At 68.9% G+C, this 25,798-nt stretch carries 26 protein-coding genes, 1 tRNA gene and 1 pseudogene; 22 read left to right on the top strand and 6 right to left on the bottom strand.

What is annotated here, in order from left to right; genetic code table 11:
- The first annotated feature begins 906 nt into the window (after positions 1–906).
- From ACLJQE_RS06580 to ACLJQE_RS06520, 13 genes and pseudogenes are all read left to right on the top strand, one after another.
- Positions 907–2,145: a helix-turn-helix domain-containing protein gene (locus ACLJQE_RS06580; protein WP_410638071.1), complete on the top strand. Its 1,239-nt coding sequence runs from the start codon at positions 907–909 to the stop codon at positions 2,143–2,145.
- Between the two features lie 4 nt (positions 2,146–2,149).
- Positions 2,150–2,710 carry a flavoprotein gene (locus ACLJQE_RS06575; protein ID WP_410638070.1) on the top strand — a complete coding sequence of 187 codons (561 nt, stop codon included), beginning with the start codon at positions 2,150–2,152 and terminating at the stop codon, positions 2,708–2,710.
- Positions 2,711–2,823: 113 nt separating this feature from the next.
- Positions 2,824–3,120, top strand: a complete 297-nt coding sequence (locus tag ACLJQE_RS06570) for a hypothetical protein (protein WP_410638069.1) — start codon at positions 2,824–2,826, stop codon at positions 3,118–3,120.
- Between the two features lie 35 nt (positions 3,121–3,155).
- Positions 3,156–3,617, top strand: coding sequence for a hypothetical protein (locus ACLJQE_RS06565; protein ID WP_410638068.1), 462 nt, complete (start codon positions 3,156–3,158; stop codon positions 3,615–3,617).
- Between the two features lie 547 nt (positions 3,618–4,164).
- Entirely contained in the window at positions 4,165–4,437 is a 273-nt protein-coding gene (locus tag ACLJQE_RS06560; protein ID WP_410638067.1) for an AMED_5909 family protein, read from the top strand.
- Positions 4,434–4,781 carry a helix-turn-helix domain-containing protein gene (locus ACLJQE_RS06555; RefSeq protein ID WP_410638066.1) on the top strand — a complete coding sequence of 116 codons (348 nt, stop codon included), beginning with the start codon at positions 4,434–4,436 and terminating at the stop codon, positions 4,779–4,781. Before ACLJQE_RS06560 ends, ACLJQE_RS06555 begins: the two co-directional genes overlap by 4 nt.
- Positions 4,782–5,110: 329 nt before the next feature.
- Entirely contained in the window at positions 5,111–6,658 is a 1,548-nt protein-coding gene (locus ACLJQE_RS06550) for an FtsK/SpoIIIE domain-containing protein (RefSeq protein WP_410638065.1), read from the top strand.
- Positions 6,655–7,044: a hypothetical protein gene (locus tag ACLJQE_RS06545; RefSeq protein WP_410638064.1), complete on the top strand. Its 390-nt coding sequence runs from the start codon at positions 6,655–6,657 to the stop codon at positions 7,042–7,044. Before ACLJQE_RS06550 ends, ACLJQE_RS06545 begins: the two co-directional genes overlap by 4 nt.
- Positions 7,044–8,666 (top strand): annotated as a pseudogene (locus ACLJQE_RS06540) (replication initiator). Before ACLJQE_RS06545 ends, ACLJQE_RS06540 begins: the two are co-directional and overlap by 1 nt.
- A gap of 16 nt (positions 8,667–8,682) precedes the next feature.
- Positions 8,683–8,880: a helix-turn-helix transcriptional regulator gene (locus ACLJQE_RS06535; protein WP_410638063.1), complete on the top strand. Its 198-nt coding sequence runs from the start codon at positions 8,683–8,685 to the stop codon at positions 8,878–8,880.
- Positions 8,880–10,073: a tyrosine recombinase XerC gene (gene xerC / locus ACLJQE_RS06530; RefSeq protein WP_410638062.1), complete on the top strand. Its 1,194-nt coding sequence runs from the start codon at positions 8,880–8,882 to the stop codon at positions 10,071–10,073. Before ACLJQE_RS06535 ends, xerC begins: the two co-directional genes overlap by 1 nt.
- 388 nt (positions 10,074–10,461) lie before the next feature.
- Positions 10,462–10,626, top strand: coding sequence for a YegP family protein (locus ACLJQE_RS06525; protein WP_410638061.1), 165 nt, complete (start codon positions 10,462–10,464; stop codon positions 10,624–10,626).
- Positions 10,627–11,008: 382 nt separating this feature from the next.
- Positions 11,009–11,206, top strand: coding sequence for a hypothetical protein (locus tag ACLJQE_RS06520; RefSeq protein ID WP_410638060.1), 198 nt, complete (start codon positions 11,009–11,011; stop codon positions 11,204–11,206).
- Between the two features lie 251 nt (positions 11,207–11,457).
- Here ACLJQE_RS06520 and ACLJQE_RS06515 read toward each other — a convergent pair.
- Positions 11,458–11,530 (bottom strand) — tRNA-Lys (locus ACLJQE_RS06515).
- 112 nt (positions 11,531–11,642) lie between these two features.
- On the opposite strand from ACLJQE_RS06515, the gene ACLJQE_RS06510 reads away from it, so the two are divergent.
- Positions 11,643–12,071 carry a hypothetical protein gene (locus tag ACLJQE_RS06510; RefSeq protein ID WP_410638059.1) on the top strand — a complete coding sequence of 143 codons (429 nt, stop codon included), beginning with the start codon at positions 11,643–11,645 and terminating at the stop codon, positions 12,069–12,071.
- Between the two features lie 51 nt (positions 12,072–12,122).
- Here ACLJQE_RS06510 and ACLJQE_RS06505 read toward each other — a convergent pair whose 3' ends face one another.
- Complete coding sequence (locus ACLJQE_RS06505; protein WP_410638058.1) at positions 12,123–12,944, bottom strand: hypothetical protein; 822 nt, start codon at positions 12,942–12,944, stop codon at positions 12,123–12,125.
- A 239-nt stretch (positions 12,945–13,183) separates the two neighbouring features.
- On the opposite strand from ACLJQE_RS06505, the gene ACLJQE_RS06500 reads away from it, so the two are divergent.
- From ACLJQE_RS06500 to ACLJQE_RS06490, 3 genes are all read left to right on the top strand, one after another.
- Entirely contained in the window at positions 13,184–13,726 is a 543-nt protein-coding gene (locus ACLJQE_RS06500) for a DinB family protein (RefSeq protein WP_410638057.1), read from the top strand.
- A 183-nt stretch (positions 13,727–13,909) separates the two neighbouring features.
- Positions 13,910–15,352, top strand: coding sequence for an adenylosuccinate lyase family protein (locus tag ACLJQE_RS06495; RefSeq protein ID WP_410638056.1), 1,443 nt, complete (start codon positions 13,910–13,912; stop codon positions 15,350–15,352).
- A 241-nt stretch (positions 15,353–15,593) separates the two neighbouring features.
- Entirely contained in the window at positions 15,594–16,604 is a 1,011-nt protein-coding gene (locus ACLJQE_RS06490; RefSeq protein ID WP_410638055.1) for an SCO0930 family lipoprotein, read from the top strand.
- Between the two features lie 21 nt (positions 16,605–16,625).
- On the opposite strand, the gene ACLJQE_RS06485 is transcribed toward ACLJQE_RS06490, so the two are convergent.
- Entirely contained in the window at positions 16,626–17,264 is a 639-nt protein-coding gene (locus ACLJQE_RS06485; RefSeq protein ID WP_410638054.1) for a DUF4383 domain-containing protein, read from the bottom strand.
- 190 nt (positions 17,265–17,454) lie between these two features.
- On the opposite strand from ACLJQE_RS06485, the gene ACLJQE_RS06480 reads away from it, so the two are divergent.
- Positions 17,455–18,348: a hypothetical protein gene (locus ACLJQE_RS06480; protein WP_410638053.1), complete on the top strand. Its 894-nt coding sequence runs from the start codon at positions 17,455–17,457 to the stop codon at positions 18,346–18,348.
- Between the two features lie 6 nt (positions 18,349–18,354).
- Here the strand turns inward: ACLJQE_RS06480 and ACLJQE_RS06475 are convergent, their stop codons facing one another.
- Positions 18,355–19,563, bottom strand: coding sequence for an alpha/beta hydrolase (locus tag ACLJQE_RS06475; RefSeq protein WP_410638051.1), 1,209 nt, complete (start codon positions 19,561–19,563; stop codon positions 18,355–18,357).
- A 143-nt stretch (positions 19,564–19,706) separates the two neighbouring features.
- Positions 19,707–20,669: an alpha/beta hydrolase gene (locus ACLJQE_RS06470; RefSeq protein ID WP_410638336.1), complete on the bottom strand. Its 963-nt coding sequence runs from the start codon at positions 20,667–20,669 to the stop codon at positions 19,707–19,709.
- 152 nt (positions 20,670–20,821) lie between these two features.
- Here ACLJQE_RS06470 and ACLJQE_RS06465 point away from each other — a divergent pair, with 152 nt between their 5' ends.
- Positions 20,822–21,271: a MarR family winged helix-turn-helix transcriptional regulator gene (locus ACLJQE_RS06465; RefSeq protein WP_410638050.1), complete on the top strand. Its 450-nt coding sequence runs from the start codon at positions 20,822–20,824 to the stop codon at positions 21,269–21,271.
- Between the two features lie 37 nt (positions 21,272–21,308).
- On the top strand, positions 21,309–22,151 hold the full coding sequence (locus tag ACLJQE_RS06460) for an SAM-dependent methyltransferase (RefSeq protein WP_410638049.1): 843 nt from the start codon (positions 21,309–21,311) through the stop codon (positions 22,149–22,151).
- Here ACLJQE_RS06460 and ACLJQE_RS06455 read toward each other — a convergent pair.
- Positions 22,148–23,077 (bottom strand): patatin family protein, encoded by a 930-nt coding sequence (locus ACLJQE_RS06455; protein WP_410638048.1) that lies wholly within the window; start codon positions 23,075–23,077, stop codon positions 22,148–22,150. The genes ACLJQE_RS06460 and ACLJQE_RS06455 overlap by 4 nt on opposite strands.
- A 123-nt stretch (positions 23,078–23,200) precedes the next feature.
- Here ACLJQE_RS06455 and ACLJQE_RS06450 point away from each other — a divergent pair, with 123 nt between their 5' ends.
- On the top strand, positions 23,201–23,746 hold the full coding sequence (locus tag ACLJQE_RS06450) for a PadR family transcriptional regulator (RefSeq protein WP_410638047.1): 546 nt from the start codon (positions 23,201–23,203) through the stop codon (positions 23,744–23,746).
- Positions 23,743–25,755: an FAD-dependent oxidoreductase gene (locus tag ACLJQE_RS06445; protein ID WP_410638046.1), complete on the top strand. Its 2,013-nt coding sequence runs from the start codon at positions 23,743–23,745 to the stop codon at positions 25,753–25,755. Before ACLJQE_RS06450 ends, ACLJQE_RS06445 begins: the two co-directional genes overlap by 4 nt.
- The last annotated feature ends 43 nt before the right edge of the window (positions 25,756–25,798 follow it).

Below are 25,798 nucleotides of genomic sequence, written 5' to 3'. Positions count from 1 at the left end.
ACCTGGGTTATTGGCGTAGCCAACCGCTCACACGCCGTGACGTAGCGCAGTTCATATCGGCCATCCAGAAAGAGAATGTCTGCCGCTTCGCTGCGAGGTCGCCCTCCGCGCCCAAACGGTCCGCAACACGAAAAGTCTGCGCGGTTTGGACGACCAGCCGATTCGCCAACGACTCGCGACTGACATACGTGTTGAATGACCAGCGGAATCGCATCGACTCAAAGCGGCGGTGTTACCTGGCCAAAGTGAGGACCGTCATCGATTCGCTGCCCGTCCGGAAGGCGCCATCCTTTAGCGTCGCGCATGACACGGTGCCAAAGGGAGTGACAATCAGTGCATAGCCATGATTTAGGCCAACGCTCCGCTTCCACATATCCGAATATCGCGCGCGGAGCCCAGTGATGCCACTCGGTTTCAGTAGTAGCGCCACAGCGCTCACATGGCCTAACTTTGCTACTTACGCGATTGTCTTTGAAACAAAACTCTCCGAGCGGTGTGCCGCGACGACAGTCGAACATGTAGCCACAGCTTCTGCATACCTCAACGGGAGATTTTCTACCATTAACCGAAACTTTGTAGCCACTGATAGGAAATTCATGCGGACAACGCTCACGACATTCATGGCACACCATCCTGAACCCGTAGATCGGGAAGTCACGACCACAGGGACATACACCACGTCGATCAGGGTCGACGTCCCAACGCACGACCGTCAACGACTCCCTAACATGCCAATCAGCCAACAGCGGGCCAGCAAGATGCGCCCGATCGCCACCGTTGGTCAATGTGCGCTCCTTCCGAACGGCTGCCACAAACTTACGCAATTAGACGGCCGAGCGGTAGGCGAGTTGGGTTTGGTTAAGCCATCAGGAAGGCACATGGGCGCGTTGCTGTTAACCTGGCGGTATGCGTGGTGCGGGTGATCAGCTCAGCATCGGGGAGCGTATTGCCTTCTACCGGCGGCGGCGCGGCCTGTCGCAAGCGGTGTTGGCTGATCTGGTGGGCCGGTCCGAGGACTGGTTGAGCAAGATCGAGCGGGGCGAGCGCGATATCCGCAGGTTGGACGTGCTCGCCGACGTCGCGCGGGGTCTCCGCGTCACGCTGGGAGACCTCCTCGGCGAACCCGTGCTCCTGGAAGACCAGGACGAGAACGACGACGTGCCGGCCATCCGTGACTCGTTGATGGCTCCTCGACGGCTGTCGCGGACGCTGTTCTCCTCGTCGATGTCGCCCGAGTACATCGATCCAGCACCGGTAGCACAGCTGGTAGAAGGTGCCTGGTCGAGCTACCAAAAGGGCGACCTCGGCCGGGTGGTTACTGCTCTCCCCGGGCTGATCAAGACGACTCAGGGGATGGAAGCGGCCTCGGCGGACGACGGCTCGTACCGGCGGGCATGCGCAGCGGTGTCCGCGCGGGTACATCACCTGGCTGCGACGACGCTCAGCAAGATCGGCGAGGCCGACCTCGCCTGGATCGCGGCCGAACGCGCCATGCAAGCGGCGGACGAAGCAGATGACCCTCTGGTCCTGGCCTCGGCCGCCCGATCAGGCACACACGCGCTGCTGGCGGTCGGCCGGTTCGACGATGCCGTTGAGCTGGGCGATGTGGCCGCGAAGTGGCTCCTCCCGAGAATGGCAGCCGGCGATCCTGCGGCGCTAAGCCTCTACGGAATGCTCTACCTGCGTACGGCCGTCGCTGCAGCCCGGCACCAGGACCGCTCGACGGCGAACGAGCTGCTGTCGCACGCCAACCGCGCGGCTGATCAGCTCGGGGTGGACGCGAACTACTGGCAGACCGGGTTCGGCCCGGCGAATGTCGAGCTGCACCGGCTCTCGGCCGCGCTCGACCTGGGCGACATCTCGCAAGTGATCGAGTCCGCGCCCCGGATCAACGTTGACCATCTGCCGGTCGAGCGACAGGTAACGCACCTGATCGACTTCGCGCGGGCGCTGAGCCTGGTCGCGAAGGACGAAGAGGCTCTTCAGACCCTGCTGGCGGCGGAGCAGAAGGCACCGACGATCGTTCGACACAGCACCCTGGTTCGCGAGGTCGTGCGGTCGATGTACCGGCGCGCCCCGGCGACTGGCGGCAAGAAGTCGTCGCTCCTGCTCGCCCTGGCTGAGCGCTGCGGCGCGGTGAGGTAGTCGGATGGGCTCGCGTGTTCTCGGTCTGGTCGGTTCGGGCGCTGGTGGGCTCGAAGAGCTGGTTCCCCGGTTGATCAAGCCTGCCCAGCAGGACGGCTGGACCGTCGCGGTGACCTTGACTCCGACCGCCGGCCGCTGGCTGGCCGAGTCCGGCGGGCTCGCCGAACTCGAAGAAGTCACCGGCCACCCGGTGCGGATCGAGCCGCGCTCCCCCAGCGGCACCAGCCCGCACCCGGCGCCGGACGTCTACCTGGTAGCCCCTGCCTCGGCGAACATGGTCGCCAAGCTCGCGCTCGGCATCGCCGACAACCAGGCACTCACGCAGGTCAACGAGGCGATCGGGACCCGGAACCTGCCGGTGGTCGTCTTCCCTCGCGTCAACGCCGCACACGCTCGTCACCCGTCCTGGGACATGCATATTGAGGCGCTGCGCCGCGCGGGCGTGCACCTCGTCTACGGTGACGACGTCTGGCCACTGCACGAGCCGCGGAGTGCGCCGGGGCGAGAACTGCCCTGGTCAGCCGTACTCGACGCCGTGAATACGGCCGTCTCCCCCTCGCGCTAGCTCCCTGTCGCACCTACCCGGACAGTTTGTCCGGGGTGATCCACACCACCGGGTGTCTCCTGGTTCCAGCGCGCCCACCCGGGCACGCCGAGACCGAGACATCTGGAGTGCAGATGGGCATTCACGTGGTGATTCAGCCCCTCGTCGGCTACGGCGCGGCGGTGGTTTCACCATCACCGGGCGTTCGGCAGCTCGTGGCGGGCAGCGAAGAGGCCTCGTTCATCATCCAAGTGCCCGCCCGCATCGGCGGGCTGATGGACACCGCGCGGTTCGCGCGCAGTCTGGCCGTTGCCGCGAATGAGTTCAGCGAGTGGTGCGAGGCCCAGAACCGCACCCGGTCGTATCCCTCTTCCCTCGAACAGCAGTGGTCCCGCGCGGTCGATGACGCCGCGTCCGGTGAGCACGACTGATTCCAGAGAACACAACAGACACAGCAGGGGCTGAAATGGCTATTTACAAGGATTTCCGCTTTCCGATCGAGTTCGACGACGCCTTCGCTCAGGGTTTGGTCATGGTTGGTGGGGTCTCGCCGGACAACGAGTACCAGTCCCGAGAGGACAGGGCAGCCGGTCGTCCGGCGCGCCAGCGGGTTGACGAGGTGACCGGCAAGCGGCAGTGGAAGGTGACCGTTACTGACCCGGCCGAGACGAAGGCGAAGCGCGCGTCTTTCGAGATCACGTTGCTCGCCGACGTGCAGCCGGTCCCGGCGACGTCCGAGGCGCTGCCGGGGATGCGTCCGATCGAGTTGGAAGGGCTGACGGCGGAGCCGAAGGTCGCGGGGCAGGGCGAGTTCAAGTACCAGTCCTATGTCTTCCGGGCGACCGGGTTCAAGGCGGCGGCCAGTGGTTTGGGCGCGAAGGCCACGCGGTCGGCGTCGGGTGGCGAAGGGGCGGCGAAGGCGGCGTGAGTGGGGCGAACATGTCCGGGCCGGTTCGCGATGCCAGGGCGTTTCAGGAGCTGGTCCGGGCGTGGGAAGCGGCGTACCGCGACTACATGGCGGCGTGGGAGCACGGGTCACGGGTGCTGTCGCCGGTGGCCTCGTTGAACACGTCGAATGCGGCGCGGCGGGTGTCGCGGGCCTGGCACGAGCTGGCCAAGTTGCGCGGGCTGCCGTGGTGGTGCGTCGCGGCTCTGGAGTCGGCGGCCGAGGGGTTCGCGGAATTGGCACGGGATTGGGCGAGTAAGGCAGACGGCGATGGGGTTTCGGGTCGACGGGTTCGGCGTGACGTGGACGGTCGAGTCTCGGGATTCGGTGACGGTGGAGGAGACGGGCCCGCATCCGGCCAGTCCGCCGGTGCTGGTCGTGACCGGGGCGACGTCGGTGGCGACGCTGGCGCTGCCGGGGGACGTGGAGGAGTGGCCGGCATGCGTGGCGTTCCTTCTCCGGCTCCGCGACGGGGTGGACGACCTGGCGGCCCTGGTGGCTGCGCGCGTGGCAGTTCCGGTCGGTCCTGATGGGGGCGGAGACGGTGGTCAGGTCGTATCGCGAGGTTGCGACGCTGGCTGACGCGCGGGAAGCCGTGTTCGTTCTCCGGCCGGAGCGGGATGCTGCGCTGTCGGTCTGGGTTGAGTTCCATCGGGCGAACGCGGCGATGTATGAGCGGGTCGCCGAGCTGGATGAGCGTCACCACTGGGAGGCGTTGTACTGGGTCGGTTACGAGATGCGGCAGGTCGAGAAGCTGACGAAAAGGCCGGAGTGGAAATCGGGCTACGGTGATGCGCGGTGACGGTCGAGATTGATCCGGCGATAGTTGCTGAGCTTGTTGATCAGTATGCTGCCGGTGAGACCATCGAAAGGTTGGTCGCGCGGTATCCGTTCAGCTATCGGAAGATTCGCGCCACCCTGATTGACGAGGGTGTCACGCTTCGGCCTCCGAAGATCCCGCTTCCTCCGACGCCGCCGGGCCTCGTCAACGCCTACAACTTCGGCCGGTCGATCCGGCAGCTCGCCGCCTCGTATGGCTTGAGCTACAACCAAACCCGCAACATCCTGCTCGCTGAAGGTGTGCAGCTTCGCACGCGCGGACAGTGCTCGACCCGGCGGGAGGTGAGCGGAGCTCGACAGAACTAGCTACGGCGGAAACAACCGAAGACTGACAATTTTCGCACGCGGGGACGTGCGGCACATAAACACGTCCTTGTGCACTCAAGCTTGCCCTTTAGAACGCAGAACCGGGTTCCTGGCTACCAACCTTTTCGCCGGTTCTGCGTCCGTCCACTGGAGAAGTGAACAATGCAGACGATAAATGATGACAACGGACGGCAGTCAACCGGGGTCACCCGGATGCGCTGCGCAGAATGCAAACGGTTCGCTCGACTGCTGCCGGGTGAGACCAAATGCGCCCCGTGCCTGGGTGCGTTGCCACTGGACCTCTCGGCGGTGCTGCGGGGTGGTCGGCGATGACCTCCCCCGGAATGCTCGTGATCGCCCTGGCCAGCCTCGGCCTCGGCGTGTGGGTGCTGGCGAAGATCGGGCGGGCGTTGGCGTCGATGGCTGAGCTGCTGGCCGCGATGGCGGTCGTGTTCGTGGCCCTGTGGTGGGCGTGCAAGGTCGTGTTCTGGCTGTTCTCCCAAGTCGTGATCCACTGGCGCACCAGCCTGACGGTGATCGCTGTCTACCTGTGGTGCGTCTGGGTCGGCTGGGTCTGGCTCGTGATCAACCTCGGCGGCCTGGCCCTGATCCTCGGTGTATGGCGACTACTCGACGTGACCTCATTCGACCAGTGGTGCGGCCGGCCGCTGCGGTCGTGGTGGCTGCGCTGGGCCGTCTACCACCTCAAGCTCCCCGGCTGGCTGCACGCCTGCGGCCTGAGCGTCCGCGATGCCGCGTTGCCGGTCGAGGTCACCGTGAACCTGGTGGGTCGGCGGAAGGCGTCGCGGGCGACGGCTCGGCAGTCCGGGGTGCAGGTGCCCAAGGTCCTCGGCGTCCGCTCGGGCCCGTCCTGGGATGAGGTCCGGGTGCAGCTCGTGCCCGGCCAGAAGCCCGAGGACTTCGACGAGGCGGCCCGTGCGCTGGCCTCGGCGCGGAAGGTCGCTCGGTGTCAGGTGCGGGAGCTGGAGCCGAACGTGGTCTCGCTCGACTTTCAGCGCCGGGACCAGCTGGTCGGCCTCGTGCCTTCCCCGGACCTCCCTGAGGGTCAGTCCGCCGTGGACTTGCGGCGGGTGTGGGCCGGTCGCACGGAGTACGGGCACGACTGGCGGGTGCCGTTGCTCGGCTCGGGTGCGCACTGTCTGACGGCCGGCGCTTCTGGAGCAGGGAAGAACTCGGTGATGTGGTGTCCGCTCGTGTCGGCGGCTCCGGCGATCCGCTCCGGGCTGGTGCGCATGTCGGGGATCGATCCGAAGGGGATGGAGCTGGCCTACGGGCGCGGGATCTTCGCTCGGTACGCGGAGTCTGGGAAGGACGCGCTCGAGGTGCTCGACGGCCTGGTAGAGGAGATGGAATCGCGCAAGCGCGAGTTCGCCGGCCACGTCCGCACCATTCCCCTGTCCACCGAGTACCCGCTTGAGCTGCTGGAGTTCGACGAGATCGGAGCCCTGACCAAGTACACGGACCGTAAGACTCGCGAACAGATCGTCGAGCGCGTGGCGCTGCTGAACACCCAAGGCCGCGCCCTCAACATCTCGGTGCGCGGGTACGTGCAGGAACCGACGAAGGACACCGTCCCGGTGCGGGAGCTGTTCACCCGCCGCGTGTGCCTGCGGGTGACGTCGAAGACGCACGTCGGCATGGTCCTCGGCGACGGCGCGTACGAACGGGGCGCGTGGGCAAATCGCATCGGCGACAGTGAAGCCGGTGTCGGGTTCGTGTGGGGCGAAGGTATCCGCGAACCGCTGCGCATCCGTGCGGGCTGGGTGTCCGACGAGACGGTCAAGGCACTGGAGCGGTACGTCACCAACGGCGGCACGGCCCGACCCGCGCTCGGCGGCGAGGGGGTGGCCGCGTGAACCGGCTGATGGTCTTCCTCGACACCATCCGGGACCACCTCGACCTGCACCAGCTCCCCCCGGTGGCGACGCTGACCGTGCGGACTTGGTCGGACCCGCTCACGGTCCAGCTCGACGCCCACCGGCTGCCCGACGTCGCATGGGCCTTACTCACCTGGGCGAACACCCTCGATGACGTGTCGGCTTCGCTCTGGCGCACCTCGGACGGCGGCTCGGTGCATCTGTCGGTCAACGGCCGGACGTCGTGTGGCATCCCTGTGCAGGTCTACAGCGGCGGCGTTGCCTACGACCCAGCCGTGTTCCCGGACCTGCCCGCCGGGCAACGGCAGGACATGCCGGTGTTCCAGCTGCGCCAATGGTCCCGCCCCGGAGAGGTGGCTGCCTGATGACCGAAGAACAGACCCAGCGGACCACCACCCGGGCCGAACGGATGCGCACGCCTCTTGCTGCGGACGTGATCCGGGCGACGGCGGAGAAGCACGGCGTCTGCGTCCGCCCGTTCACGATGGAGGTTGGCGACACTGAGACCGGCGAGCTTCGCTACGTCCCGGTGCCGTGCGGGTCCACGGTGGAGTCGGTGTGCTTGCCGTGTGCTCGAAAGGCGAAGGCGCTTCGGCAGGCCCACTGCCGCGAGGGCTGGCACATGACCGAAGAACCCGTTCTCGCCACCGAGCCGCCCTCCGAGGACCACAAAGAGCTGCTGACCTACCGCGCCGACTTGGTCGCGGCTTACCGGGAGGTGGTCGAGCACGATCCGGCCGAAGCCGAGGAACTGAGGGAGGAGATCGCCGGGGTTGACGCGGAACTTCGGCAACTCGGCATGCGCGGTCGGCTGCCCGCCCTCGACGTCCCGACCAAGCGGGCGGTGAAGCGGTCGACTCGGCGGCGGCAGGACGCGCCGAACCTGCCTCGGCGGAAGGTCGCGAAGACCACCGTGGGCCGGGAGTACGCGGGGAAGTTTCGGCCGTCGATGTTCGTCACGCTGACCTGCGACAGCTACGGCCCCGTCCGTAACGATGGGGCACCGGTCGACCCGGCCCGGTACAACTACCGGCGGGCAGCTCGGGACGCGGTGCACTTCTCCGCGCTGGTGGACCGGTGGTGGCAAACCTCCGCCGGGTCGTCGGCTGGGACGCCCAGTACTTCGCCACCGTCGAACCGCAGAAGCGCACCGCACCGCACCTGCACGCCGCGATCCGCGGGGCGATCCCGCACGACGTCATCCGCCAGGTCACCGAAGCCACCTATCACCAGGTCTGGTGGCCGTCGCACGACGAGATCGTCTATGTCGACCGGATGCCGGTCTGGGACCCGGACACCCGGGCGTTCCTCGCCCCGGACACCCGGGAGCCGCTGACGTCCTGGGACGACGCGGTGGACCAGGTCGAGGAACCGGCGCACGTCGTCGTGTTCGGGCGGCAGGTGCACTCGAAGGGCATCCTCGGCGGGACCGAAGAGGCCGGCCGCCACATCGGCTACCTGACCAAGTACCTGACCAAGTCCACCGGTGAGGTGGTCGAGGCGGACACGGCGCGGCTGCGGGATCACCACGACCGGCTGCACGCCGAACTGTCGGTGACCCCGTGCTCGCCGCGCTGCGCGGTCTGGCTCCTGTACGGGGTCCAGCCCAAGGGCGCGGGCAGCAAGACCACGCCAGGGCACTGCAAGGGACGGGCGCATCGACGAACCACGCTCGGGCTGCCGGGACGTCGGGTGCTGGTGTCGCGCAAGTGGTCGGGCAAGACCCTCGACGACCACAAAGCCGACCGCAAGGCCTTCGTTCAGCAGGCGTTGGCGGCGATCGGGATCAAGAAGCCACAACCCGACCCGGCTGGTCTGGCGCAAGCCCGAACCGGGAGACCCGCAGGTTCCGCCCCGGCAGCACCTGGTCATGCGCGCGATCGCGGAACGGATCACGTGGAAGGCCGAGTACGACCGCGCGCTACTCGCCGCCGCAGGACCACCAGGGGACGGTCCGGAAACTTCGGCAACTCAGCTCGCGGCTTGATCTGGAAGGGGGAGGCATGAACAACTACATGGGGTTCAGTCGGCTGTGGACGGTCGAGGACGTCTCGAACTACCTCGGCGTCCCGGTGTCGACGCTGTATCAGTGGCGGACCAAGGGCTACGGTCCGGCCGGCCGTCGGATCGGGAAGTACGTCCGGTACCGCCAGGAAGACATCCGTTCGTGGGTGGACCAACTGTCGGATGAGGTGGCGTGATGCCTCGCCCTCAGCTGGAGATCGGGACGTACGGAGAGATCCGCTATTCGGCAACCGCGAAGGGCTGGCGCGCTCGTGCACTCTTCCGCGACTTCGACGGCCAGACGCGGGAGGTCGAGCGCTCGGGGAAGACGAAAGGCAAAGCGGCGCAACGACTTCGGGACGCGTTCCTTGATTGGTCGGGCTCGACGACTGGCGAGATCACGCGGGAGACCCGGCTCAAGGATCTGGCCGCTGTATGGATCGAACAGGTGCAGCAGGATGTCCGGGAGGGCATCAAGTCTCCGACGACCATCAACACCTATGAGTCCATCCTCAAGCGGCACATCGTCCCTGGGATGGGTGAGCTGCGGGTGCGCGAGGCGACCGTGATGCGGCTGGACCGGTTCCTAGGCGCTCTTCAACGGACTGTTGGGTCGTCGACGGCCAAGACCGCGAGGACTGCGCTGTCGGGAATGCTCGGTCTCGCCGCGCGGTACGACGCGATCGACAGCAACCCGACGCGGGACACCCGCCGTATCCCGAAGAGCAAGAAGAAGCCTCGGGCCTTGGACGCGGAGGAACGTACGAAGTGGCTGGCGAGGGTCGAGGCCAGCGAGAAGGCGCGGCGCTGGGACCTGCCGGACCTCTCGCGCTTCATGATGGCGGCGGGCGTCCGGGTCGGTGAGGCGCTGGCGACGTTCTGGGAGGACGTCGACTTCGTGGCAGGCACGGTGGACATCACGCACACGGTCGTCCGGGTCAAGGGTGAAGGCCTGCTCCGCAAGCCTCGGCCGAAGACGGAGTCGAGCATGCGCGCGCTCCCCCTGCCCTCCTGGGCGCTGGCATTGCTGGAAGGGCGGTGGGCTGAGGCGAAGGCGGATGGCCGGCCACTCGCTAGCCCGATCTTCGCCAGCACGACCGGCACCCTGCGGGACCCGAACAACGTCCTGCGGGTGCTCCGGGAAATCCGAGGATCCGACGACTTCCTGTGGCTCACGTCGCACAACTTCCGAAAGACCACGGCGACCGCTCTAGACGATGCGGGCGTCCCGACGCGGCTGATCGCGGATCACCTCGGCCACTCACGGGCGTCGATGACGCAGGACACCTACCTGGGCCGGAAGACGGTTGACCCGATCACGGCGAAGGCCCTCGAAGGACTGTTGGACAAACCGTCAGACCCCGATTCCGGGACCAACCCGGCCGGATGATCTTTCCGTCAAGCCCCCTCCGGGCGGCCATCGCAGCCCAGCAGGCCCCGGGCGAAAGGCCGGTAAGCCCCTTCCATGAGGCGCGCAACCCGCGGGATTAGCCCATAAGAGTGAACTTGCGGACAAACATGCGTGCGAGGAATCTCAGGTAAGGCTAACTGTCCGAAATCGTTTGCCGCGCACTTACAGTAGTCACTCTTAGACTGTACGCGCCCGTAACTACAACACTGTCGCTCGAAACATCGCTACATATTGCAGATTTGTAGGTTCCGACCCCCCACATGTTGTGGTCTGAGACTGACGAGCCAGTTGCGCACGACGCAACGAACGGTCAAGCTGTGCTGGCGGCGGTCACGCTGCGACACCCAACTAGTAGAGAGTCAGGCCAGTGAAATTCAAGATCATCCCGTCGGGATACCAGTGGTACTTCAACATCGTTTCGAGCAACGGCAACGTGCTCGCCACCAGTGAGCGGTACCACAACCGCGTTGACGCGGTGCACGCTGCGCAGCTCATCATCAACCAGGCTGCGGGCGCATCCATCACCCAGTGATGAGAAGCCCCGCGTTCCGAAGTGGTAGCAACACCTCGGACCACGGGGCTTCTGCACGGTAGCTCCGACCAGGAAGCGCGTATACCCCCTTGTTCAGTGATCTCAATCCCTGACTACAAGTGGGTGGCCTTTCGGCATCTCGTCGACCTGGCGAAGCCCGGTCACGTCGTGTCAAGGGGGCGCCACAGCTCCTGGGCGACCTCGTCTTCGATGCCCGCCCCCTTGACACGACGTGATAACCCTCGGGGGAGGTCGACGAGATGCCGCGAGGCCGCACACGGACACAAGCTCCGTACCCCGGCCGGCCATCTCGGAGACCTGCCCGCCCAGCGAGGGCATCTTGTGCATCAGTCGCATCAGCTCAGGAAGCAGGCTGACAACCATGATTCCGTTTGACTTGCGCAAGTCCACCCACGTCAACTTCTGGATCACAGCGACATTTGCTGTGACGGCCGTTCTCGGTTGCGAAGCGGCGGCACCGTGGCGAGACGAGGCGTTGCACGTCCACAGTGCCGAAGCCGGCATCGAAGTCATGAGCAATGAGTCGCCTGCGGTGACTGGCGCCTTTATAGGTTCATAGCCGGTCTTCGTGCGCCCCGCCGGGGTGGTCGCTGAGCTGCTCTTCCGAGGGCGACCGCCGGACCGCCGGGACCGGGCGCCAGTCCGCACGCCCCGGCGGGGCTTGCCTGCGGGGCAACACATTGCTCAGCGGCCCCGGAGGGCCGTCTTGAAGGGCTCTTGGATAAACCGTCGGACCCCAATTCCGGGGATAACCCGGGGAGCCGATCTTGACCGGTGGCGACCAACAGGCCGCTGACCAGGGAGTTTGAGTGGGCCGCCTGGGGCTCGAACCCAGAACCTACGGATTAAAAGTCCGCAGCTCTACCAATTGAGCTAACGGCCCGCGCCCCCAGTTTAGCCAGGCACCGGTCGGGTGCTCACACACCGGGGTCCGGCTGGGGCTGCGGCGGAGGTCAAGACTGGTTCTTCGCCGGCACGCTGGCCATGATGCCTCCATGCCTGGTTCCCTGCTGATCCTCACCGGGCCGCCCGGTGCCGGGAAGTCGACCGGGGCGCGGATGGTGGCCGCCGGGGCCTCGCGGCCCTCCGTTCACCTGGACACGGACAGCTTCTACGTCTGGATCCGGACCGGGCTCGTGCCGCCCTACCTGCCCGAGGCCGCGTGGCAGAACGATGTCGTGCTCGGGGGGATCGCCGAGGCCGCCTACGTCGTGCTCCGGCCGAGCCTCGAAGTCACCCTTGCGCGGGGGACCGCCCGCGACGCGTCCGAACTCACCGACGTGGAGCCGCTGAAGGGGATGCACGCCGCGTTCGCCGGGCTCGGCGCTCTGGAACAGCACGTCATGGACACGACGGGGCAGTCCGCCGAAGAGACGGCCGACGCGGTGCGGAGCCGGGCGCGCTCGGCCGTCTTCGCGCTGTGAACATCCGGGACGGACGCGCGGGACCCGGGCCGGGTCCCGCGCGTCACGCCGTCAGCACTGGACGAACAGGCCCGTGTAGGCGGTGCACTTCTTGGACGCCTTGTCGTTGGCCGCTTCCGGGTCGGCCGGGGCGCTTGCCGCTCGCTGAGCCGTCGCCGTGAACGCTCCCCACGCGAAGAAGCCGCCCTCCGACGTGAACTTCGCCGTGGCCGATGCGCCCGGGGCCAGGGTGCCGATCGCGCAGTTCAGCGTCGCGCCCGAGCGGGTGCAGCCCGTCGTCGAGGCGATCGTGCGGCCCGTACCCGGATTGGCCGTCACGCGGACGCCGGTCGCGGTGGCCGGGCCGGTGTTCGACACCTTGATCACGTAGTCGACCCGGGCGACCAGGCCGGCGCGCGGGGTGGCGGTCAGCGCCACCTTGACGTCGGCCTCGTTCGGCGGGGCGATCGTGACGACCGGGCCGTCCTCCACGCTGAACGCGTAGTTGTCGCCGGCGAACTGGTGCTGGAGCGTGAACTGGCCGGGCGCGACGTCCTCCTTGACGCGCAGGGTGAACGTCACCGTCCGGCTCTCGCCCGCGCCCAGGTCGCCGACGCCGCCCCGGAAGCTGCTGAGGTACGGCGTGCACGGCGCGATCGCCCCGGCGCAGGAGACCAGGTCCACCACGTCGGCGATCGGCTTCTCCTTCACGTAGAGCGCCGCTTTTGCGCCCGTGACCGTGAAATCCGTCGGATTGCTCAACTGCTCAGTGACCGTGAACGTGGTGCCCGCGCGCACGGTGGTCGCGCTGACGTCGATCGTGCTCGCGGGCGGGGCCGCGGACGCGACGGCGGGCGTCGCGCACAGGGCCGCGGTCGCCAGCGCAACCAGCACGGCGGCTCTTCGTCCGGTTCGCTGCATATTCGTGATCTCCTGGTTCCGAACCGAGGGGTGCCGCTCCGACCGGTGAAACTGGCGTGCGCAGCAGGGGTGACGAAGATCAGATCGGCCCGCTCCGGATTTCGTTACCGGGTTCGCCAAACCGTGCTTGAACTGGGGTTTTGCGACAGTTGCCCGATCACCGACCCCACCGGTGATCCGAAATTGTCGGACCCTCGTGGCACGCTCCGCACATGACCGAACACACCATCCCGGTGGCGCCACCGCCCCGCCTCACCGGCCCCAGAACCGACCCGGCGCCGGTTGCGGACGAGCGCCGGGCACTCGCCGAAAGCCTCGACTACTACCGGCGCACCTTCGAGCTGAAATGCACCGGTCTGGACCCGGCGCGGCTGTCCGAACGCTCGGTACCACCGTCCACTTTGACCCTGCACGGCCTGCTGCGGCACCTCACCGGCTGCGAACGCTGGTGGTTCCGGATCCAGTTCACGGGCGAGGACGTCCCGATCCTCTACTACTCCGACGACGACCCGGAGCAGGACTTCACGGACCTGGACGGTGACGTCGACGAGGCGTTCTCGTTGTGGCACGCCGAATGCGCGCGCTCCCGCGAGATCGTCGCGGCCAGCTCACTGGAGCAGACCGGTACCCGGCGCAGCACCGGTGAACCGTTCACCCTGCGCTGGCTGATGCTGCGGATGATCGGCGAGTACGCGCGCCACATCGGCCATGCCGACCTGATCCGCGAACGGATCGACGGCACGACCGGCGAATAACGGGCTGCCGTCCGGCGGCGGCAGCGGGAATGGAGGTGCATGACGAACGGAACGACGATCCAGCGTGCTTCGCGGCGCCGGGCTTGATCACCTCGGCGAACGGGACGCTGGACACGGCGGCTGAGCGTGCCGGACGCGGTCGTGCGCACGCCGTCGAGGTCGGCCGCGTGCGATGCTGGCGCCATGACCGTCGACCCCGATTCCGGACTGCTGTCCCCGGTGCGGGCCGGTACGCCGGCCGAAGCTTCGACCGGCGACGAAGCCTGGCTGCGCGCGATGCTCGACGCCGAGGCGGCGCTCGCGAGGGCGCAGGCGCGGCTCGGGACGGTGCCGCCGGAGGCCGCGGACGCGATCACCGAGGCCGCGGGCAAGGCGCGGATCGACGTCGCCGAGCTGGCGCGGGAGTCGAGGGCGACCGCGAACCCGGTCGTCGGCCTGGTGAAGGCGCTGACGTCGGCTGTCGCGGAGATTGCGCCCGGTGCCGCCGAGTACGTGCACCGCGGCTCGACCAGCCAGGACATCTTCGACACCGCGATGATGCTGGTCGCCGACCGGACGCTGCGGCCGCTCGCCGCCGACCTCGACGCCACGGCCGAGGCCCTGGCCGGGCTGGCCCGCGCGCACCGGGACACGACTATGGCCGGGCGGACGCTGACCGCGCACGCGGTGCCGACGACGTTCGGGCTGAAGGCCGCGGGCTGGCGGCAGCTGGTGCTGGACGCGGCCGTCCGCGTCCGGCGCGTGCTCGACGGCGGGCTGCCGGTCTCGCTGGGCGGCGCGGCCGGAACGCTGGCGGCGTACGTCGAGTACGCGCGCCTGGCCGGCGAGGCGAGCGGGGGCGGGGGCGGGGGCGGGGGCGGGGGCGGGGGCGACTATGCCGAACGGCTGACCGCCGCGTTCGCCGAGGAGACCGGGCTGGCCGCTTCCGTGCTTCCGTGGCACTCGCTGCGGACGCCGGTGGCCGACCTCGTCGGTGCGCTCGCGTTCACCGCCGGGGCGCTGGGGAAGCTGGCCGTCGATGTCGAGACGCTCGGCCGGACCGAGCTGGGCGAGGTTGCCGAACCGGCCGCCGATGGGCGGGGCGGCTCCTCGGCGATGCCGCACAAGCGGAACCCGGTGCTCGCGACGCTGATCCGGTCGGCCGCGCTGCAGGTGCCCGTGCTGGCCGCGGGGGTCACGCAGTCGATGCTCGCCGAGGACGAACGGTCGGCGGGGGTCTGGCACGCCGAGTGGCAGCTGGTCCGCGAGTGCCTGCGGCTGACCGGCGGCGCCGCGCACACCGCCGCCGAGCTGGCGCGTGGGCTCACCGCGGACCCGGCGCGGATGGGGGCGAACCTGGCGTCGACGCACGGGCTGATCGTCTCCGAACGGCTTTCCGCTGCGCTCGCGCCGCTGCTCGGCAAGGCGAAGGCCAAGGACCTGCTGGGCGAGGCGTCCCGGCGGGCGGTGCGCGAGGACCGGCCGCTCCGTGACGTCCTGGACGAGCTGCCCACCGTCACCGCCGTGCTGACGGCGGCCGCGCTGGACGAGCTCCTCGACCCAGCCGGGTACACCGGCGCGGCGGGCACGCTGGTCGACCGCGCCCTCGGCGGCGGCGAGCCGGCGCGCGGCGGCGCTCCGGAGTAGCGGACGGGAGATTCCCGCGCTCGGGAGCAGCTGCCCGCAAGGCTGCTGCCCTCCGGGAGCACCGCCCGGAGGTTGCTGCGCTCCGGAGCAGCAGCCGAGAGCGGTCGTCAAGATCACCGCCAGGGCGGTCGGCGAGGTTGGGGAAAATTCTTTGAACCGTCCTCGCCGGGGGTCCGTGTAGTGGGTATCAAGCAGCCGCACCGAGCGGCGGGAAATCCCAACGGACACAAGGAGAACTTCCATGCTTCGCACGCGCATCGCCGTCTCCGTCGCCGCGGCGGCAGCCGGGCTGGCAGTGCTCACCGCTTGCTCGGGTGTCGAGACTGCCCAGCCGGTTGTCGCTCCGGCGGCGGCTGGTGGCACCGGGGGCGGCCAGGCCGCCAACAACGGCCAGGTGGGCAACGCTGCTCCGGCGTCGAACGAAAGCAAACTCGTCGTCGCCGACGTTGCCGAGGTCGGGCAGGTGCTGACCGACCAGAACGGCATGACCCTCTACCGGTTCGACAAGGACACCGCCAAGCCGCCGAAGTCCAACTGCGACGGTGACTGCGCCAAGGCCTGGCCGCCGATGCTGGCCACGGGTGATGTCCAAGTACAAGGCGTCGACAAGACCACGGTCGGGAAGGTGACGCGCTCCGACGGGACCGAGCAGATCACCGTCGGCGGGTGGGCGCTCTACCGCTACGCCAAGGACACCAAGCCCGGCGACGCGACCGGCCAGGGCGTCGGTGGCGCCTGGTACGCGGCGAACGCCAAGGGCGGGAAGGCCGGGCAGGCCGCGGCGGGCGAGTCCGAAGCCGGCGCCGTCAAGCTCAGCGCCAGCAAGATCGACGGTCTCGGTGACGCGATCGTCGACCAGAACGGGATGACGCTCTACCTGTTCCAGAAGGACAGCAAGAAGGCCAAGACGTCCGCCTGCAACGGCGACTGCGCCAAGACCTGGCCCCCGGTGCTTTCCAACGGCAAGGTCGAGCTGCAGGGCATCGACTCGAAGCTCCTCGGCAGCGTGAAGCGTGCCGACGGCACCGAGCAGGTCACCATCGGCGGCTGGCCCGTCTACACCTTCGCGAAGGACACCAAGCCGGGTGACGCGAACGGCCAGGGCGTCAACGGCACCTGGTTCGTCATCGAGCCCGCCGGCTGCAAGGTCGGCAGCAACCCCGCGACCGCTGTCGACCAGCAGCAGGCGCCGGCCGGCAGCGGTGCGGGGACCAGCAGTGACTCCTCCGGTTCCGGTGGCACCACCTACTGAAGCTGAACCACCCCGAACTTCCTAGTGGGCGAGGCCCGGCGGACGCTCTTCGCGAGTGACCTCCGGGCCTCGCCCCTTGTGGTCACGACGCAGGAACGACCGGCGGCGCGGCTCGTCGGCCACCCCGTCGGTGCGGTCGACCTCGGTGCGGTCGACAACGTCGGTGCGCTGCTCGACGACCGTCGGCTCGTCGGCCGTCTCGTCCTCGGGCAGCAGGATGGTGCGGCGGGCCGGCAGCACCGCGATCAGCAGGCCGAGCGCGGCGACGCCGAGGTGCAGCCACGTGTCGGCAGGCTCGAGGTCCATCGGGTTGCCGGCGGTGGCGAAGGGGTTGGTCGAAATGAGGCCGTCGATCATCAGGCCCCACACGAACAGGAGGCCGTAGCCGATGAACAGCAGCCAGCCGAACGTCCGCGCGCGGCCCGAGCCGAACGCGAACAGCAGGCCGACGACGCCGGTCACGACGCGGACCAAGCTCATCAGCGGGTTGGCGGAGAACCGCCAGAACCCGGCGTCGTGGTGGCCGGCGAAGTTGCCGAAACCGGTCCTCGACAATCCGATGATGCCGACGACGAGGAACGCGATCCCGGCCAGTCCGGCCAGCACCTGCGCCGGCTGCAGGCCTCGGACCCGGATGCGTGCGCCTTTCGCGTGAACCATGACTCCAGTCCTTCCCAGCGGGTGGTGACGACCGTCACCGCGCTGGGGTACCCCGCGACCACGGTGAGCGAAACGATCCTGCTTGCCCGCAGGGCCCTGGTGCGTTCCCGGTTCGCGCCCTCTTCGAGAGCTATCCCACAAAGCAGCCCGTTCGGGCGAACAGCGCGTGGCCTTTCCGGCAATCCAGGTCATGCGCAAGCTGAGCGGCATCTTCCTGGTGGGGCTGTGTCTGGGGGCAGCGGGCGCGGTGGTGGTGACGGCCGGTCACAGCACCGCCGCGTCGTCCCAGCCGATCGCGGTCACCGAACTCGGCACGACGACGTCCGCGGCGCCGACGCCGGCGCCGGCACCCAAGACCGAGACCAAGACCCAGACCGAGCCGCCGGGGTCGCCGGCCAAGGCCGCCCCGGCGGCTCCGGCCAGGGTGGACGCCGCCGTGCTGGACAAGCTCGTGCGCGACGGCGAGGTCAGCGCCGTCGTCTTCGACCGGCAGCAGGGCGCCGCGATCGACTCCGTGCACGCGGACCGCGGGTACACCTCCGCGTCGCTGGTGAAGCTGCTGATCGGGCTTTCGGTGCTCGAGCAGGGCGGCCCGGTGGCGGACGTGCAGCGAATGCTGTCCCGCAGCGACGACGACCTCGCGAGCCGGTTCTGGTCGTCCTACGGCGGGACGTCGATCGTGACGCGCTGGGTCCGGAAGCTGGGCCTCACCGGCACCCGGCCGCCGTCGGATCCCGGTCGCTGGGGCGACACGCGCATCACCGCGCCGGACGTCGTGCGGATCTACCAGTACCTGCTGGAGCGCAAGTCCAACGCGGCCCTGACCGCGCTGCGCGACGCGACCGAGCGGGGCTCCGACGGCTTCCGGCAGTACTTCGGCATCCCGGACGCCGCCGGCGGGCGGCCGTGGGCGGTGAAGCAGGGCTGGTCCTGCTGCGGTCCGACGCGGATGCTGCACACCTCGGGCCTGGTCGGCGAGGACAACCGCTACATCGTCGTCGTCCTGACCGAGCACCCCGTCAAGGTCGACTACGCGACCGCGTCGAGGCGGGTCACGGAGATCGTCTCGACGCTGCTGGGCTGAGGCACCTCACTGGTCGGTGTCCGCCAGCGCGCCCGGCGCGCCCGACCGGGGCAGCGGCCACGGCTGCACCCCGCCGGTGGTCTCGACCTGCCTTCCCGCCGGGGCGGGCGGTGTCGTGTGCGCACCGATCCAGGTGAGGATGTCGGGGATCTGCGACTTGAAGGTGTTCATGTTGTGGCCCGCGTCCGGCACCTGCCACGACTGGAACCGGACCGGCGACCGGACGCCCGCGCGGATCAGCTCGGCCGCCGCACTCTCGAACTTCTCCTTCTCGCCCCAGATCGCCAGGATGTCCACCGGGGACGGGTGCAGGCGCACCGTGATGCCGACGTTGTTGGCGTCGTCCACGTCGCGGCGGCCCTTGAACAGGTCCTCCGTCTCGGCGTCCAGCTGCGCGCGGTCGTAGCCGCTGACGCTGACCGCCTGGCCGTACCACTGCGGGTGGCGGGTCACCAGGTTCATCGCGCAGTAGCCGCCGGAGGACCAGCCGGCGAAGGTCCAGGCCTTCCGGTCCGCCGCCACGCCCAGCTTGTGCAGGGCCCACTCGCGCAGGTCGGCCGTCAGGTAGGTGTCGTTCGCGGTGCCGTCGACCTCGTCGACGCACTCGGTGTCGTGGCCGATCTTCGGGACCCCCGTGGGGTCCGGCATGATCACGACGACCGGAGGCAGCGTGCGCTTGGCGATCGCCGCGTCGAGCTGTTCCGGGAGGCGGTACCCGTCGGTGACGACTTCGGGCCCGGACGGGTAGTTCGGGATCCACTCGATCGCCGGGAACTTCAGGCTCTTGTAGGCCGGGTCGAAGTACTGCGGCGGGAGGTACACCGTCACGTCGCGGGTGAGCTTGGTGCGCCGGCCCGTCACCTTCATGTGGACGACGGTTCCCTTGCCCTCCTTGGCGTGCGCCGCGCCCACCTCGCGGACGACCTCGAGGTTTTCGCCGTTCGCACTCGTTTCGGCGTCGATGCTGTCGGCCGCGTAGACGCCCGTGCCGAGCAGTGAACCGACCGTCGGGAAGAACCCGCCGATCATGTTGCCCGCCAGGCCGGTGGTGACGACGATCGAGACGACCGCGCAGAGGATGGTGACGGTGCGCCACAACAGCTTCCGCTTCCACCGCTCCCAGAACAACGGGATCGCGATGATCGCCAGCAGCGTCACCGCGACCACGATGATCATGGTGATCGGCGAGTCGAGCCGGATCCGGCTGAGGTGCATGGCAACGGTCCTTCCGGGCGGGCGGAAATGCGCGCCCGGATCGCGGGAGCCGCGTATATATCACGTTTGAGCCCGCTGGCACGTTGCAGCCCTGTGAGTTCCCCCATAGGGTCGCAACGTGCGGTGCACTCAGGGTTTCTCGGCTATTTCGCGAGAGCGCGCGACAGCACGGTGACGGCCTGGGTGATCGCGGCCTCGGCGGCGTGCGTCTCGCGAAGCGCGTTGACCATCACGAAGTCGTGGATGATCCCCTGGTACCGGACGGCGGTCACGGGAACACCGGCCTGACGCAGCTTCGCCGCGTACACCTCACCTTCGTCGCGGAGCACGTCGGCTTCGCCGGTGATCACCAGGGCCGGCGGCAGCCCGGCGAGCTCGTCGAGCGACGCGCGCAGCGGCGACGCCGTGATTTCCGCGCGCTGGGCGGCATCCGTCGTGTACTGGTCCCAGAACCACTTCATGCCTTCGCGGCCGAGGAAGTAGCCCTCGGCGAACTCCAGGTACGACCCGGTGTCGAAGTTCGCGTCGGTGACCGGGTAGAAGAGCACCTGCTGCTTGAAGGTGACGTCGCCGCGCTGCTTGGCCAGGATGGTCAGCGCCGCGGTCATGTTCCCGCCGACGGAGTCGCCGGCGATCGCGATGCGCGAGGTGTCGAGCCCCTTTTCCGCGCCGTGCCGGGCAACCCACTTCGCCACGGCGTAGTTCTCCTCGATGGCGACCGGGTAGCGCGCCTCGGGCGAGCGGCTGTACTCGGGGAACACGACGGCGGCGCCGACGCCGGCCGCCAGTTCGCGCACCAGCCGCTCGTGGGTGTGGAAGTCGCCGAACACCCAGCCGGCGCCGTGGATGTAGACGATCACCGGCAGCGGGCCCTCGACACCGGCCGGGCGGACGATCCGCGTCTCGACGTCGCCGTTCGGGCCGCCCGGGACGGTCAGCACCTCGATCTCGGCGGGGGCCATGGCGACGTCGCCGTCCTGGACGCCGTCGACGGCCTTGCGGCCCTCCTCCGGCGGCAGCTGGAACAGGTACGGCGGCTGGTCGGTGGCCTCCGCGAACGCCTGCGCGGCCGGTTCGAGGGCCAGGTTGTGCGGGTTGGCGGTCATGTCGTCCTCCTCGGGGTGGAAGCTGATGTCACGAAGGTAGCTCACAACTCAGTTGTGCACAACTAATTTGAGACCAATGAGATGCAGCGCACTTGAGTTGCCGCCCAGCAGGATGTCGAGGACCATGGGCGAACAGGAGAGAGGAGGACGCCATGGCATCCCTGCGGCTGGACGACCAGCTCTGCTTCGGGCTGTACTCGGCGTCGCGCGCGGTGACGTCGCTGTACCGGGTCGTCCTGGAGGACCTCGATCTGACCTATCCCCAGTACCTGGTCATGCTGGCGCTCTGGGAGCGGGACCACCGCCTGGTCAAGGAGCTCGGCGCCGAGCTGAACCTGGATTCCGGCACGCTCTCGCCGCTGCTCAAGCGGCTGCAGACCGCCGGGCTGGTGATCCGGAACCGGCAGGCCGACGACGAGCGCTCGGTGCGCGTCAGCCTGAGCGAAACCGGGAAGGCACTGCGCGAGAAGGCGCGGGGCATCCCGGACGTGATCGGCGCCGCGATGAGCCTGGACGAAGCCGGGCTCGCCCGGATGCGCGCCGAGCTGGACCGGTTGACGCAGTCCGTCAACGCCTATCGGGAGGCGTTGTCGCCGGCGTGATCGGCCCCGTGGCAGCATGGTCCGCGAAGGGATGGTCATGATCAACCACGACGACGCGCTCAAGGCCGTTGCCAGCAGCCTCGACCGGCCGTCGGCCGCGCGGATCTACGACTACTTCATCGGCGGCAACACCCACTACGCGATCGACCGCGACTTCGCCGAAAAGGTCCGCGCCCGGCTGCCGCTCATCGGCGAGTACTGCCTGACGAGCCGCCAGTTCCTCGGCCGCGCGGTCCGCCAGTGCGTGCGCGCCGGGCTGCGGCAGTTCGTCGACGTCGGCTCCGGCCTGCCGACCGCGGGCAACGTGCACGAGGTCGCCGATGACACTAGTCCGCAGCTGGACACGCGGGTGCTCTACATCGACAACGAGCCCATCGCGCTGGCCCACTCGACGCTGCTGCTCGCCGACACCGCCGACCCGGAGCGCCACCACGCGATCGCCGCGGACTTCCTGCAGCCGGACGACCTCTGGGAGCGGGTGAAGGCGTCGGAGATCATCAACGTGCGCGAGCCGATCGCACTGGTGATCAACGCGGTCATGCACTTCGTCAAGGACGAGCAGAAGCCGGACGAGCTGCTCGCGTTCTACCGCAAACGGCTGGCCCCGGGCTCGTTGCTGGTGCTGTCGCAGATGACCAACGAGAACCCGGTGAACGAGGACGAGCGGCAGGCGCTGCTCGACCTGCTCGAGTACTACGAGTCCACGACGAACCCGGGTTTCCTGCGGACGATGGCCGAGTTCGAACGCTTCTTCGGCGGCTGGCCGATGCTGGAGCCGGGGCTCGTCTACGCCCCGGCGTGGCACCCGGACGAGCACACCGTGTTCACCGGCTCGCCGTCCGAGTCGCGGGTGATCGGCGGCGTCGCCCGCAAGCCCTAAGACGCCTCGCGCAGGCTGTCCAGCACGTCGAGGACCGCCCCTTTGCCCAGGTCGACGGCCCGGCGCAGCACTTGAGGGTCGCGTTCCAGCACGGCCACGTCCGGCGCTCCGGCCGGCGGCCGGATGCTCAGGATCCGCGGGTCGGCCGCCAGGGTCTCCTCGTCCTCGACGTCCCGCCGGTAGGTGTCCTGCCAGGCCGGGATCGCGCCGGGTGCCTGGCGGCGCAGGAACCGCGGCACGACGACGTCGTGCACCCGCGGCGGCGGCAGCGGCAGCTCGTCGGCGCGGCGGGTGCGCAGCACCAGGACGTCGGTGGCGCCCTGAGCGAGCGCGGTGCGGTACGGGATCGGTTCGGCCACGCCGGCGTCGACGAACCGGCGGCCGGCCATCGGGATCGGCGGTCCGGCCAGCACCGGCATGCAGGACGACGCGGCGAGCGCGATCTTGACCGCGTCGACGTCGGCCAGGAACGGGTGCAGGTCGGTCGACTCGCCGGTGTCGGCGTCGGTGGCCAGGGGGTGGAACGTCACCGGGTTGGCGAGGATGGCCGGGAAGTCCATCGGCTCCAGCACCGAGTAGACCTGGTGGACGAGGTATTCGAGGTCGATCACCGCCCGGCCGCGCAGGGTGTGCAGCGGGTTGATGATCCGGCGCATGACCACCGGGTTCCACCACGTCCGGACGCCGGTCGAGGAGCGGCCGCAGAGCAGCCAGGCGCCGTTCAGCGCGCCGGCCGACGAGCCGTAGACGGCGTCGAACGCCGTCGTCACGCCGAGTTCGTCCAGCGCGAGGACCATGCCGCTGGAGTACGTGCCGCGGCTGCTGCCGCCCTCGATGGCCAGCGCGAGGCGCCGTCCGTCGGTGCGCTCTCCCGGGACACTGCCGGTCGCCATCCGTTCGGAGATCAGTTCGAGTACCGGGTGCACCCCTCCATCCTGGTCATTTCGCCCGCGAAGTCGACCCGTTTTGCGCCACCCGCCCCGGGCACTTTCACGTGAAAGTGCCCACCTCGGGTTGCTTTGCAACTGGGTGCATATGAAACTGGGTGCATGGCACTGGAACACGCGATCCTCGTCTCGCTGTCCGAACGCGCGGGCTCGGGCTACGAGCTCACGCGCCGTTTCGAGAAGTCGATCGGGCTGTTCTGGAGCGCCACCCACCAGCAGATCTACCGGGTGCTGAAGCGGATGGAAGAGGCCGGCTGGGTGGCCGTCGACGTCGTCGCGCAGTCGGGGCGGCCGGACAAGAAGGTCTACACGGTCAGCGACGGCGGCCGCGCCGAACTCGTCCGCTGGCTCGCCGAGCCCGACCCGGGTGCCGGACCGGTCGAGCTGGCCGTGAAGATCCGCGGCGCGACCTTCGGCGACCCGGCGAAGGTGGCCGAAGAGATCGTCCGGCACCGCGCGGAACACGCCGAACGCCTCGACGTCTACCGCCAGATCGAGAAGCGCGACTTCCCCGCGCCCGCGGAACTCCAGGGCCGCCACCTGCACCAGTACCTGGTCCTGCGCGGCGGCATCCGCGTCGAAGAGGGCCAGGTCGAGTGGTTCGACGAAGTCCTCGCCGCCCTCTCCCACCCGAAGGACGCCCGATGAACCCGTACCCGCACCTGCTCAGCCCGCTCGACCTCGGCTTCACGACGCTGCGCAACCGCGTCCTGATGGGGTCGATGCACACCGGCCTCGAGGACAAGGCGGCCCACTTCCCCGAGCTGGCCGAGTACTACGCCGAACGCGCCCGCGGCGGTGTCGGCCTGATCGTCACCGGCGGGTTCGCGCCGAACCGCACCGGCTGGCTGCTGCCGCTCGCCTCCAAGCTGACGACGTCCGCCGAGGCGCGGCAGCACCGGCAGCTCACCGCGCCGGTGCACGAGGCAGGCGGCAAGATCGCCCTGCAGGTCCTGCACGCCGGCCGGTACGCCTACCACCCGCTGAGCGTGTCGGCGTCGAGCATCAAGGCGCCGATCAACCCGTTCCGGCCGCGCGCGCTCACCGGTTACGGCGTGCGTCAGCACATCCGCGCCTTCGCCGACTGCGCCGCTCTCGCGCGCGAAGCGGGCTACGACGGCGTCGAGATCATGGGCTCCGAGGGCTACCTGATCAACCAGTTCCTGGCCGAGCGCACCAACAAGCGCACCGACGCCTGGGGCGGCACGCCGGAGAAGCGGCGCCGGTTCGCCGTCGAGATCGTCAAGCGCACCAGGGAAAAGACCGGCGACGACTTCATCATCATCTACCGGCTCTCCATGCTGGACCTGGTTCCCGGCGGCCAGCGCTGGGAGGACGTCCTCGCGCTCGCGAAGGACGTCGAGGCCGCCGGCGCCACGATCATCAACACCGGCATCGGCTGGCACGAGGCCCGGGTTCCGACGATCGTCACGTCGGTGCCGCGCGCCGCGTTCACCTGGGTCACCGGGAAGCTCAAGCCGCACGTCACCATCCCGGTCGTCACGTCGAACCGGATCAACATGCCGCAGGTCGCCGAGGAAGCGCTGAGCAGCGGCCACGCCGATCTCGTGTCGATGGCCCGCCCGTTCCTGGCCGATCCCGAGTGGATCCGGAAGGCCGAGACCGGCCGCGAGGACGAAATCAACACCTGCATCGCCTGCAACCAGGCCTGCCTGGACCACGCCTTCAAGCGCAAGCTCGTGTCCTGCATGGTCAACCCGCGCGCCGGCCACGAAACGACGTTGACGCTGGCGCCGGCACGGCGGTCGAAGCAGATCGCCGTCGTCGGCGCCGGGCCGGCGGGGCTGGCGGCGGCGACCGCACTGGCCGAACGCGGGCACCGCGTCGAGCTGTTCGAAGCCGACGACGAGATCGGCGGCCAGTTCGGCATCGCGCGGAAGATCCCCGGCAAGGAGGAGTTCGCCGAGACCATCCGCTACTACCAGCGGCGCCTGGAAGTGACCGGGGTGAAGCTGCACCTCGGAACGCGCGCGTCCGCCGCCGAGCTCACCGGGTTCGACGAAGTCGTGCTGGCCACCGGGGTCGCGCCGCGGGTGCCGTCGCTGCCCGGGATCGGCCACCCCAAGGTGCTGTCCTATGTGGACGTCGTCAAGCACGGCAAGCCGGTCGGCACGCGGGTCGCGGTGATCGGGGCCGGCGGCATCGGCGTGGACGTCAGCGAGTTCCTCACGCACTCGGGTTCGCCGGCGCTCGACCTGGACGCGTGGCTGGCCGAATGGGGTGTCACCGACCCGGAACAGGCAGCGGGCGGGCTCGGTACGCCGCGGCCCGCGCCGTCACCGCGGCAGGTGTTCTTGTTGCAGCGCAAGAAGTCCGGTATCGGCGCCGGGCTCGGCAAGACGTCCGGCTGGGTGCACCGGGCCGCGCTCAAGGCCAAGCGCGTCGAGCAGCTCACCGGCGTCACGTACGAGCGGATCGACGACGACGGCCTGCACATCACCGTCGACGGCACGCCGCGGGTCCTTGACGTCGACACGGTCGTCGTCTGCGCCGGTCAGGAGCCCGTGCGTGACCTCGCCGACGACCTGCGGGCGGCCGGGCTGCCGGTGCACCTGATCGGCGGCGCCGACGTCGCCGCGGAACTCGACGCGAAGCGCGCGATCGACCAGGGGACGCGGCTCGCGGCCGCGCTGTAGCGCAGCTCACACGGAAAGGGGTCGACGGCGTGTACCTGCACCT

The sequence above is a fragment of the Amycolatopsis sp. lyj-346 genome, from assembly GCF_046548975.1.
GTDB lineage: Bacteria > Actinomycetota > Actinomycetes > Mycobacteriales > Pseudonocardiaceae > Amycolatopsis.
The sequence above is the reverse complement of the archived record's forward strand: the minus strand, read 5'-3'. Positions and strand labels throughout refer to the sequence as shown.